The 11,433-nt window shown below is 42.6% G+C and carries 9 protein-coding genes and 2 pseudogenes; 9 read left to right on the top strand and 2 right to left on the bottom strand.

All coding sequences use genetic code 11. From position 1 onward, the window contains the following. Positions 1-607: 607 nt before the first annotated feature. The 7 genes and pseudogenes from ACE1AQ_RS16395 (at position 608) to ACE1AQ_RS16365 (ending at position 7,706) form a co-directional block, all read left to right on the top strand. The gene (locus ACE1AQ_RS16395) at positions 608-859 is read left to right on the top strand and encodes an acyl carrier protein (RefSeq protein ID WP_008203202.1); all 252 of its coding nucleotides are present in this window, start codon (positions 608-610) and stop codon (positions 857-859) included. Between the two features lie 69 nt (positions 860-928). Continuing rightward, complete coding sequence (gene fabF, locus ACE1AQ_RS16390; protein WP_008203201.1) at positions 929-2,179, top strand: beta-ketoacyl-ACP synthase II; 1,251 nt, start codon at positions 929-931, stop codon at positions 2,177-2,179. A gap of 82 nt (positions 2,180-2,261) precedes the next feature. Next, a complete protein-coding gene (gene tkt / locus ACE1AQ_RS16385; RefSeq protein ID WP_008203199.1) occupies positions 2,262-4,268 on the top strand; it encodes a transketolase in 2,007 nt (668 codons plus the stop codon). A 167-nt stretch (positions 4,269-4,435) separates the two neighbouring features. Beyond that, the gene (locus ACE1AQ_RS16380) at positions 4,436-5,203 is read left to right on the top strand and encodes a hypothetical protein (protein ID WP_106909282.1); all 768 of its coding nucleotides are present in this window, start codon (positions 4,436-4,438) and stop codon (positions 5,201-5,203) included. Then, a complete protein-coding gene (locus ACE1AQ_RS16375) occupies positions 5,200-5,670 on the top strand; it encodes a PIN domain-containing protein (protein WP_106909281.1) in 471 nt (156 codons plus the stop codon). The genes ACE1AQ_RS16380 and ACE1AQ_RS16375 overlap by 4 nt, the downstream gene beginning before the upstream one ends. Positions 5,671-5,936: 266 nt before the next feature. Then, entirely contained in the window at positions 5,937-6,125 is a 189-nt protein-coding gene (locus ACE1AQ_RS16370) for a hypothetical protein (protein WP_254052978.1), read from the top strand. Between the two features lie 367 nt (positions 6,126-6,492). Beyond that, positions 6,493-7,706: pseudogene (locus ACE1AQ_RS16365) on the top strand (ISL3 family transposase). Between the two features lie 476 nt (positions 7,707-8,182). On the opposite strand, the gene trpA reads toward ACE1AQ_RS16365, so the two are convergent. After that, complete coding sequence (trpA, locus tag ACE1AQ_RS16360; protein ID WP_110546105.1) at positions 8,183-8,977, bottom strand: tryptophan synthase subunit alpha; 795 nt, start codon at positions 8,975-8,977, stop codon at positions 8,183-8,185. A 260-nt stretch (positions 8,978-9,237) separates the two neighbouring features. Between trpA and ACE1AQ_RS16355 the strand changes: the two genes are divergently transcribed. Then, positions 9,238-10,155 carry a glycosyltransferase family 2 protein gene (locus ACE1AQ_RS16355; RefSeq protein ID WP_110546104.1) on the top strand — a complete coding sequence of 306 codons (918 nt, stop codon included), beginning with the start codon at positions 9,238-9,240 and terminating at the stop codon, positions 10,153-10,155. 611 nt (positions 10,156-10,766) lie between these two features. Then, positions 10,767-11,105 (top strand): hypothetical protein, encoded by a 339-nt coding sequence (locus ACE1AQ_RS16350; RefSeq protein WP_149037243.1) that lies wholly within the window; start codon positions 10,767-10,769, stop codon positions 11,103-11,105. A gap of 196 nt (positions 11,106-11,301) precedes the next feature. On the opposite strand, the pseudogene ACE1AQ_RS16345 reads toward ACE1AQ_RS16350, so the two are convergent. Beyond that, positions 11,302-11,433: pseudogene (locus ACE1AQ_RS16345) on the bottom strand (IS630 family transposase); the annotation flags it as partial.

Below are 11,433 nucleotides of genomic sequence, written 5' to 3'. Positions count from 1 at the left end.
GCCAAGCTTTTCTGGTCGGAACCCCCTAAGCCGAGTTTTCAAGGTGCTGCGCCGTCCACTTGGTTTTCGAGACTGGCCTTTTAATTCTAACGTAAAGCCAACCTAGAACGGCGGGGTTTCAGACCCAAAATTTCCGATGATTATTATCTGAATTTCGGAGTTATCCGTTATATTTTGGCTTTTTATTCAGGAGATAGGAGTCAGGGTGATAGGGTTTTGGGGTGATAGGGATTTAGGGGTTTAGGGAAATTTCATCCAAATGCTCCACTACCCCACTACCCCACTTCCCCACTTCCCCACTTCCCCACTTCCCCACCTCCCCAATTCATAATTCATAATTCCCACACCCCACTTCCCCACTTCCCCACCTCCCCACCTCCCCAATTCATAATTCATAATTCATAATTCATAATTCCCACACCCCACTTCCCCACTTCCCCGATAATCGCAAAAAAACTTCATCAAGAGGGGAACAACTTCCAGTAAGATGAAAAATGGTCAGTGAAAAAGCTAACCGAAATTTATTGTCGGAAATGGCAACACCGCCCCATTTCCCCAGACCCTAGAGGCTAGAGTCAGGTAAACCAGCGGATAAAAATTGACATCCATGAGTACAGAAATTTTCGATCGAGTTAAAAAAATTGTTGTGGAACAATTAGAAGTAGAGGATCTGGGTACAGTTACCCCCGAAGCAAGCTTTGCTAATGATCTGAAAGCTGATTCCCTTGATGTGGTCGAGTTAGTGATGGCTTTAGAGGAAGAATTTGATATTGAAATTCCCGACGACGCAGCCGAACAAATTGACACTGTAGGCAAAGCTGTCGATTATATTAGCGAGAAAGTAGGAGCAACCGCCTAGTTATTGCGGGAAAATTGACAATTAGAATTAAATATCTGGGGCAAAATCTGCCCTTATTTTTGAACAAACATGACAGAATTGCCATTAAAAAGGGTTGTCATAACGGGGATGGGTGCGATCACTCCCCTCGGCAATAATCTAGCAGACTATTGGACAGGCTTAATCAACGGCAAAAGTGGCATTGGTTTAATTACCCACTTTGATGCCTCCCGTCACGCTTGTCGCATTGCTGGGGAAGTGCGGGGTTTTGACCCCCACGACTATGTGGATCGCAAAGAGGCAAAGCGCATGGACCGTTTCGCTCAATTTGCCGTCGCCGCTAGTTTGCAAGCGCTGCAAGATTCTCGATTAGTTATCGACGCTCTCAATGCCGATGATATAGGCGTACTAATCGGTACGGGCGTAGGCGGCATCAAAGTGCTGGAGGATCAACAGGAAATTTACTTGACAAAAGGTCCGAGCCGGTGTAGTCCCTTCATGATCCCGATGATGATTGCCAATATGGCCGCTGGTTTAACCGCCATCCACACGGGGGCCAAAGGACCGAGTAACTGCACCGTGACCGCTTGCGCTGCCGGTTCCAACGCCATCGGCGATGCTTTTCGTCTAGTACAAAGGGGTTTAGCCAAAGGGATGATCTGCGGTGGGACGGAAGCCGCCGTTACCCCCCTAGGATTGGCCGGTTTTGCCTCCGCTAAGGCCCTGTCCACCCGCAACGATGACCCCACCCGGGCCAGTCGTCCCTTTGACAAGGATCGGGATGGTTTTGTTATGGGGGAAGGGGCAGGAATTTTGATTATAGAGGAATTAGAAACGGCCTTAGCCCGTGGGGCGCGGATTTACGCCGAAATGATCGGTTATGGTCTGACTTGCGATGCCTATCACATGACCGCACCGGTTCCAGATGGTCGTGGGGCCACCAGAGCGATCGAATTAGCGATCAAAGATGCCGGTTTGACTCCGGCGGCAATTAGCTATATCAACGCCCACGGAACCAGTACAGGGGCCAATGATCCCACGGAAACCAAGGCGATTAAAAAAGCTTTAGGAGAATCGGCCTACCAAATCCCCATCAGTTCCACCAAATCGATGACAGGCCACCTTTTAGGCGGTTCTGGCGGTATTGAAGCCGTGGCCACGGTCATGGCGATCGCTAATGATCGGATTCCCCCGACGCTCAATCTGGACAATCCTGACCCCGATTGTGATCTTGATTACGTCCCCTACGAAAGTCGTCAGCAGATAGTTAACGCTGCCCTCTCCAACTCCTTTGGATTTGGTGGCCATAACGTCACCTTAGCTTTTAGAAAATATGCTTGAGTCGATGCCCCTGAAAGAGTAATCTGTGAGTGGCTCCCTCTTTAACCTGGTCTTATTTTTGTAGTTCATTCTAAAAAACATTATGGTTGTCGCCTCCCAATCCCTCGAAGAACTTTGTATTAATGCGGTGCGTTTTTTAGCGGTGGATGCCGTAGAAAAAGCTAAATCCGGACACCCCGGACTGCCCATGGGAGCCGCTCCCATGGCCTTTGTTCTCTGGGATCAATTCCTGCGTTTTAACCCGAAAAACCCCCAATGGGTCAATCGCGATCGTTTTGTTCTCTCCGCCGGTCACGGTTGTATGCTGCAGTACGCTTTGATGTACCTGACCGGATACGATAGCGTTCCCCTAGAGGAAATTAAACAATTCCGGCAGTGGAAATCGAAAACCCCCGGCCACCCCGAAAATTTCGTCACGGAAGGGGTGGAAGTGACCACCGGTCCCCTGGGTCAAGGGATTGCCAATGGTGTGGGTTTAGCCCTAGCAGAGGCCCATTTAGCGGCCCGTTTCAACAAACCGGATGCCAAAATTATCGACCATTACACCTATGTCATTTTGGGTGATGGTTGCAATATGGAGGGAATTTCCGGGGAAGCTTGTTCTTTAGCCGGTCACTGGGGTTTAGGCAAGTTAATCGCTCTCTACGATGATAACCATATCTCGATCGATGGTTCCACCGATATCGCTTTCACCGAAGACGTGAGCAAGCGTTTTGAAGCCTACGGTTGGCACGTTCAGCACGTCGAGAATGGTAACACCGATTTAGATGCCATTGCCAATGCGATCGCAGCTGCCAAAGCTGTCACCGATAAACCCTCGATGATTAAAATCACCACCACTATCGGTTATGGTTCCCCCAATAAGTCTAATACCGCCGATGTTCACGGGGCAGCTTTAGGAGCAACGGAAATCGAGTTAACCCGGAAAGCATTAGGTTGGGAATACGAGCCGTTTGTGGTTCCCGATGAGGTGTTAAATCGTTTCCGGCAAGCAGTGGACAAGGGAGCGACGGCAGAAACGGACTGGAATAAGTTATTTAACGAATATCAGGCCAAATATCCCGCAGAAGCGGCTTTATTTGAACAGTTAACCACCGGTCAACTGCCGGAAGGTTGGGAGCAAGCTTTACCGGTTTATAAACCCGAAGATAAGGCGCTGGCTAGTCGTAAACACTCGGAAATCTGCTTAAATGCCCTTGCGGGGGTTTTACCCGGTTTAATCGGTGGTTCGGCGGATTTAACCCACTCTAACTACACGGAATTAGAGCATTTTGGTAATTTCCAAAAAGGCAGTTATCAGGAGCGTAACGTCCATTTTGGCGTAAGGGAACACGCGATGGGGGCGATTTGTAACGGTATTGCTCTCCATAACACGGGATTGATTCCCTACGGGGCGACTTTCCTGATTTTCACCGACTATATGCGGAATTCTATCCGTTTATCGGCCTTGTCAGAAACTCGCGTCATCTGGGTAATGACTCACGATTCCATTGCCCTAGGGGAAGATGGACCGACTCACCAACCCGTGGAACACGTTGCTTCTCTGCGCGCTATTCCTAACCTCTTAGTCATGCGTCCGGGAGATGGTACGGAAACTTCCGGTGCTTATAAAGTAGCGGTGAGCGAAACTAAGCGCCCGACGTTACTAGCATTATCCCGTCAAAATCTGCCCAATTTAGCAGGAACTTCCCTTGCGGGTGTGGCTAAAGGTGCTTATATTATCACCGATTGTGAAGGTACTCCCGATGTCATTCTCATCGGTACGGGTGGCGAGTTGTATCTCTGCGATAAAGCGGCTGCGGTGTTAAAAGAAGCAGGAATTAAAGCCCGCGTCGTTTCTATGCCCTGTTGGGAGCTATTCGAGGAACAATCGGCAGAATACAAAGAATCGGTATTGCCGAAAGCAGTGAAAAAACGTCTCGCGGTGGAAGCGGGTTCAACCATGGGTTGGCATCGTTACATCACCGATGAGGGGGATGTGTTGGGGGTTGATACCTTCGGCGCTTCTGCTCCAGGAGGTGTGATTCTAGAGAAGTTCGGTTTTACCGTGGATAACGTGGTAGCGAAGGCAAAAGCGTTGTTAGGTTAATTAAACTTTGATTTTGTGGAAAAAGCCCGCGCAAGCGGGTTTTTTTGTGGTTATAGGTCAACCTAGTTTAGGCTTTAGGGTTAGTTCATGTAAAAATGTAAAGTAGGAAGCTTTAGTAGTTAGCCAAAACCTTTACACTTGAGATAATTATCACGATTCCTAGAGCCATGACTAAAGGGGAAAGCCCTATATCGAAGGAAACAATCAAGAGCCTAACACTAGATATAGAAGGCTCACTGTTGTCTTTTGATAAATTTATCAAGGCTCAAGAACAATTAGCAATACTACTCCATGAAGTAGATAAAACCCTTGCTAACAAAAATCGCCCCCTGATAAATTGGAGAATCTCTCAAATTCATAGTGGCAGCATTCATCTTACTTTAGAAGGAATGCCTCAAGATCAGATTACACCTAGTCAAATTTCTGAAGTTATTAAGACTGTAGAAAGGGGAATAGTAACAATTTTAGAACATCCGATTCGCCCTAAGTATTTTTCTGATCGAGCTTTAGAAAGTGCGCGATCATTAGCAATATTGAAAGAAAGAGATGAGTTTATGGTGCAATTGGGCTTTGATTCGAGGTGTATCGACTTGAATCAAGCTTTGATTGCTAATGTTGATGAAATTATCGGGGGAAAATATCAAAGTTTTGGTACTGTAGAAGGTGTGCTTAAAGCTATTGATGTAAGTCGTCAACCTATTTTTAGAGTTTACAATTTATTGACTAATAAGGGTGTTAAATGTTACTTTGAACCAAATTTACTTGATAATATCAAAGAATATCTAGAAAAAAGAGTCTCTGTATCGGGGATAGTTACCTCTAGAGAAGATGGGGAAAAAATCGGTATTAAAGTTGAGTCAATTAATCTTTTTCCTCAGGAAAAAGATTTACCTAGCATTGAGGAAATGATCGGAATTTTGGGAGGAAGTAATTGATTCGTCCAACAAAAAAGCTACACTACTGGGATTCTTGTGTTTTTTTAGCTTTCCTGAAAAATGAAAAGGATAAAATTAATGATTGTATTTCTGTTCTCAAAGCAGCTGAAAATGGTCAGGTAATAATTGTGACTTCTGCTCTTACTTTTATTGAAGTGGTGAAATTAGAAAAAGGACAGCCAAAATTACCTAAAGAAAGTGAGGAAAAAATCAGAGATTTTTTCCGACATGAGTGGATTTATATTTATGATGTGGACAGAAAAGTTGGCGAACTAGCCAGAGAATTGATGTGGCAATATCAGGCACTAAAACCTCAAGATGCCACTCATGTGGCGACTTCAATTAAAGCCAGAGTGGATGTTTTAGATACTTTTGATGACTACTTGCTGAAACTCTCTGGAGAAATCGGTGATCCTCCTTTAATAATTAGAAAACCTTTTTTTGAAGTTCAACTTGATCTTTTTTAAAAAAATACCCATTCTCGCGCAGGAAAATTACAAATCGAATTACCGAACACAAAAGGTCTAAATTGATAGGAATACCTTCAACAAGCATCAATATTCACAAAGATCAATATATTGAAACAGATTTTGATTTAGTGATTACATCTCTTGCCAATGCTTTTTTTTAGACCAATTTAGAAACGGGACTATTTGTTGGGAAGCCCACACCAAAAGAGCAAATATTTTTAAGCAAAATTAATATTAATAATCAAGAAGAAGCCCTTTTAAAAATGTACGTTGCCAGAAGTAAAGATTTAACAGCAAATCAAACCAATCATATCAATTGTTCTCGCCAGAAATGCCACGATAACAACTGTAATTTCATCCCTAATTATCCCAAAATTTTCTTTGATGTTAATACGGCTGAACCTCTACAACCATGGCTCCCGATCGAAAAAATAGAGGATTTACTTGATTAAAATTAGGAATCAAGATACATCGAATAAACTTAATTGTAGAGGTGTAAATCTTGCAGGTTTCTGAAGATCATAATTAGCAATAAATACCTCCTTGCCCTTGCGTTTTTCACTCTGATAACCATGTTCTAATTTTAAACCATTTTTTTGATTATCAGTTCGATTAATAGTGTAATTCCATTCATTATCGGCTCTTCGGGAATTGTTATGCAAATAATTAACTTAAAATAAAATTCGATGAGAGTACTTAATCTCAAAAGTAGCTGAAATCCATACGGGGAAGGACTTAAGGCACAAACAAGTTAATACCAAAAGATATACAATCGAGTTAACATTTGATATAATAGCGAAAAACGAGATTATTTTACTTATGATACTTGACAAATTTTTGAACCTACAAGGAACCTCTATTCAAGGCTATCGACACCTAGAAAATGTCGGTATAGTTTGACGAATCGAATCGAAAAAGAAAAAAGCAATCTGTCCTCGTTGTGGGTTAGAGAGCGATAAACTACACCAAAATCATCGACATTTAGTCAAAGATTTACCGCTCTCAGGACAACCAGTGTACCTACAAGTTAATCGTCGTCAATTTAAGTGCGATAATTGTCAGAAGCCCTTTAGCGAAGAGTTAGATTTTGTCGCCAGTAAACGAACCTATACGAAAAGACTAGCCGAGAATATACTTGAACAATTAAAAGAAGGAGATATTTTAAATGTTAGCCGAAGAAATGACGTAACGGAAGAAGAGATTCAAAGAATGCTAGAGGACATCGCTGAAGAAATTACCGAGCCAGATTTATCGGAATTAAAAAGACTAGGAATTGATGAAATCGCTCTAGTCAAAGGACAAAAAAATTACTGTGCGGTTTTAGTAAATTTAGATACGGGAAAACTAATAGCTATTCTAGAGAAGCGAACACAAGAGGAGTTGAGAAAAACGCTTACAGGCTGGGGAAAAGAGGTGTTAGAGCAAATTGAAGAAGTAAGCATAGATCTTTGGTTGTCCTATAAAAATCTGGTAAAAGAATTGATGCCGTCGGCCGAGGTAGTCGCTGATAGATTCCATGTAATGAAACAAATTAATCAAGAGTTAGACGAACAGAGAAGAGCGGAAAAAAGAGCCGTAGAAGCGCGGAAAAATAAAAAACAGAAAGCGAAAAAAGAAGCAAAGCTAGAAGTTTTAAAGCGAAGTAAATATAGCCTGTTAAAAAATGAAGAAGATTTAACGGAAATCCAAAAAATTAAACTAGAAGCTATCAAAGAAACTTTCCCAAATTTGAAAAAATGCAGCAATTAAAAGAAGAATTTAGAAAGATTTACGAAACCTCAAAGAATCCGACAGAAGGAATGCTATCCATCTCGGGATGGTTGGCAAAATCCTCCAGTGTTTTTACCAAGAGTTGTCAAACAATCCGAAACTGGTTTGGAGAAATAATTAGTTATTTCGAGCGAAGGACAACGAATGGGGTGGTCGAGGGAATCAATAATAAACTTAAACTAATAAAACGGAGAGGCTATGGCTTGAGAAACTTTCGGAATTTTTGGGTTAGAAGTATGTTGTCTTGGCATCTTGTCTTTTGATTTAGCATAAAGAGTAACGAAGAACCCAAAAAACTAAAATCAACAATCGGTCGTAACGCACCAATTTTATTCGTGAGCGCCACCCGTAGAAGAAGATACAATGCTCTTTTAGGGGAACAATCGCTACTGTCACCACCAAGCGTTAAACCCAGCGGAAAAGGCAGTCCGAGAGAGATTATACTAAATCCGTTGAGTAGACCTCTTGCAAAAGTCTTAAGTCGATCCTTGTACAGCAACATTTTTGAAGATTATCAACTACTAATAAATAATTAACTGAAAGTCCCTCCCATTATTGTTTCTATCGTTTGTTTTCGGATCTATGCAAGAGGTCTAGTATAGGCTACATATCAGGACAGGCAAAAAACAGCAGGGAAAAGGCAAAAGGGGAAATAAATAATCAGTCTTTAATAACTGGATTTAGTATGATACCTTGATCGCCCCGCAGCCAGAATTCCCTTAGAAGAACCTCTAACCCCTCACTGAATCGCCTGTTTTAAACTGCGGCAGAATTCTTCAAGGGATTTTAAACCATCGCCAGGGGAATTATCGGCCAGACGTTTAACCATGGCACTGCCGACAATTACCGCATCAGCACCCCAGTTTTTCACCTGTAGCGCCTGTGTCGGGTCGGAAATGCCAAATCCTACCCCCACGGGTTTATCGGTGACAGAACGGATAGAATCGAGCAATTCCTCCACTCTGGTGGCCACTTGGTTCCGCATTCCCGTCACTCCCGTGACACTAACCAGATAAATAAAACCTTGAGATTGCATGGCGATCGCTTGTATTCGTTCCGGGGGACTGGTAGGTGCTACCAATAAAATCACTTCAATTCCCTTAGCGGCAGCCGGTTGTAGCAAACTTTCCGCTTCCTCTAGTGGTAAATCGGGAACCACCAAACCACTCACCCCTGCTGCTTTAATTTGGTCTAAAAAGACATCTATCCCGCGATGATAGATGGGATTATAGTAAGTAAAGAGAATAATGGGAGCTTTCACCTCTCCCTGCGCATTTTTGACGATTTCTAGCACATCCTCCAACTTGACACCCCGATTTAAAGCGCGGGTGGCCGCCGCTTGAATAACCGGACCATCCGCAAGAGGATCGGAATAGGGAACCCCCAATTCGATCAGATCGGCCCCTGCCCGGTCTAAAATGCGTAAAGCTTGGGCAGTAGTAGATAAATCGGGATCACCGGCAGTAATAAAGGGAATCAAGGCACAATTCCCCTGGGAACGGAGAGAACGAAAACACTCGGAAACAGCAGTCATCGAAAATTACTGGAGACATAAAGCACCGTCTATTATCTCATGGCGGGGAATAGCTCCTTGCTGGTCGCCGCAAGCTCAGGTAAGGAATTTTTCAAGTAATACTTAAGGAATATTGACAAAAGGGCGATCAAGGGTAGAATAAGCGCAGTCTGATAGTTTTGAGAAAATCTCTTCTATAAACTGGTTTTCATTCCGCTTTTTCTGGTAGACAATAGGACTACCGCCTGATCGGGTTTCGTATAATCAAACACCATATATCTATGTTTTCCATTTACATTCTCACCCATAACGAAGAAATTGATATTGCCGCCTGCGTAGAATCGGCACTTCTATCCGATGATGTGATTGTGGTTGACTCCTACAGTAGCGATCGCACTGTTGAGATCGCTTCTCGTTATCCAGTCCGCGTGATTCAGCATCAATTCGAGAGCCACGGTAAACAAAGAACTTGGATGCTAGAAAATATCGAGACTAAATACGATTGGGTTTATATTCTCGAAGCAGATGAACGGATGACACCCCCACTCTACGCAGAATGTCTGCGCGCCACTCAACAGAAAGAATTTACTGGTTTTTATGTGGCCGAAAGAGTTATGTTTATGGGGACGTGGATCCGTCGCAGCACCCAGTATCCTCGTTATCAAATGCGTCTATTTAGAAAAGATCAAGTCTGGTTTAGCGATTATGGTCACACGGAAAGGGAAGAATGTCAGGGAAAAACTTCTTTTTTACAAGAAACCTATCCCCACTATACCTGTAGTAAAGGTTTAAGTCGTTGGATTGAAAAACATAATCGTTATTCTAGCGATGAAGCGGCAGAAACTCTACATCAGTTGGCTAACGGTGATGTTAGTTGGAAAAATTTATTTTTTGGTCAAACCGAAGTAGATAGACGGAGAGCTTTAAAAGATTTATCTCTAAGATTGCCTTTCCGTCCCCTACTTCGTTGGTTTTATATGTATTTTATCTTGGCGGGAATTCTCGATGGTAAAGCTGGTTTTGCTTGGTGTACTCTGCAAGCTTTTTATGAGTATTTGATCCTCTTAAAAGTAGCGGAAATGAAACAGGGTTTACCCACTCCTACCGAAGCAAGAAATACTTTTCATCCCCAGCAAAATGGTAACAATAGTAATTCCCCAAGGTCTGATTTTGTCTCCCTGAAAGGAAAAGTCGATTAGCATTCAATCATTATTAATCAGTCAGTAATGACCTAAAAATAACCTAGAAACAAAAAACAATCCCGATCCATTTTTCAAAAGTAATAGACCTCTTGCAAAAATCCGAAAACCAACGATAGAAACAATAATGGGAGGGACTTTCAGTTAATTATTTATTAGTAGTTGATAATCTTCAAAAATGTTGCTGTACAAGGATCGACTTAAGACTTTTGCAAGAGGTCTAATGACAGAGATGGTTATGCCCAGTACATCTCAATTTTCGATCAACTGGCTGACCACGGTGCGCCCCTACCATTGGCGCAATAATATTATTGTAGGGGCGAATTGCATTCCATTCGTGTCAACTTAAGCAAGAAGCTTAATTATAAAAAGTAGCTGATTATCCAAGAGGAAGGAAGTAAAAAATGGTAAAATAAGGCGGAGAAGTCAGAGGTGGGTCAGTGAAAAAGCGCTCTAAGCAACGACCGAGAAAACAGGGGAATCCAGATTTGCGGCGACCACATCAATGCCCAAGCCCAGAAATCCCACAAGTAATAGAAGAACTTAAAAAATATCTAGAGCCAAGATTATTTACGCCGCTAAAATATATGCGAGGAAATCATGAAAAAATCATGAGAGATAGATTATTAACCTTACCCGTGGTGGTCGCCTTATTGGTAAGCTTAGTCTATCGTCAGATAGCGGGATTAAGTGAAGCTGTAAGAGTCTTAAAAGAGGAAGGATTACTCTGGGTAGAACCTCTAAAAGTAAGTAAGCAAGCTGTATCCAAAAGATTGATGAGCTTACCTACGGAAATCTTTGTATTGCTGCTGAGAAATATTTTAGAAAAAAGAAAAGAAATGTCAGGTAAAATTACTGACAGGGGGACAAGCTGGCTGAACTCCTTACAGCACAAGCTTTTTGGGGTGTTCGAGCGAAAAAGTTCGATGCATCTCACCCCCCGTTGTTGATAAAGATTTCTAGTAAGCTCGCCCAAATCCCTGATTCTCTCGCTAGCTTTTTGGCTGAAAGCGATGTATCTGTTTGTAACTGAGGAGCCTCAAAACCTTTGTGGACAATGCTTTGAGAGGTCTTGTCCCCCTGTCAGGTAAAATTAGCATAGCTTCAAAATGGCAAAAGGTGAGAGAAAAATTCAGTGTTAAGTACCTAGGCAAAATTAATTACATACTCGCCTCCAAAATTGTCCAGCACTTTTTTAACGTAAGCGAGGAGGCTCTTTCGGTCTTTATAGGCGCTAAATTCAATCCATTCATATTTTAAAAATCTCCATAATATTTC

The sequence above is a fragment of the Microcystis sp. BLCC-F209 genome, assembly GCF_041928595.1.
Classification (GTDB): Bacteria; Cyanobacteriota; Cyanobacteriia; order Cyanobacteriales; family Microcystaceae; genus Microcystis.
This window is presented reverse-complemented; position numbering and strand designations above follow the sequence as displayed.

Coding starts and splice junctions, on each gene's coding strand:
- ACE1AQ_RS16350 (WP_149037243.1), top strand. CDS start 10,767: ATGAGAGATAGATTATTAACCTTACCCGTGGTGGTCGCCTTATTGGTA.
- tkt (WP_008203199.1), top strand. CDS start 2,262: ATGGTTGTCGCCTCCCAATCCCTCGAAGAACTTTGTATTAATGCGGTG.
- ACE1AQ_RS16380 (WP_106909282.1), top strand. CDS start 4,436: ATGACTAAAGGGGAAAGCCCTATATCGAAGGAAACAATCAAGAGCCTA.
- trpA (WP_110546105.1), bottom strand. CDS start 8,977: ATGACTGCTGTTTCCGAGTGTTTTCGTTCTCTCCGTTCCCAGGGGAAT.
- fabF (WP_008203201.1), top strand. CDS start 929: ATGACAGAATTGCCATTAAAAAGGGTTGTCATAACGGGGATGGGTGCG.
- ACE1AQ_RS16370 (WP_254052978.1), top strand. CDS start 5,937: ATGTACGTTGCCAGAAGTAAAGATTTAACAGCAAATCAAACCAATCAT.
- ACE1AQ_RS16355 (WP_110546104.1), top strand. CDS start 9,238: ATGTTTTCCATTTACATTCTCACCCATAACGAAGAAATTGATATTGCC.
- ACE1AQ_RS16395 (WP_008203202.1), top strand. CDS start 608: ATGAGTACAGAAATTTTCGATCGAGTTAAAAAAATTGTTGTGGAACAA.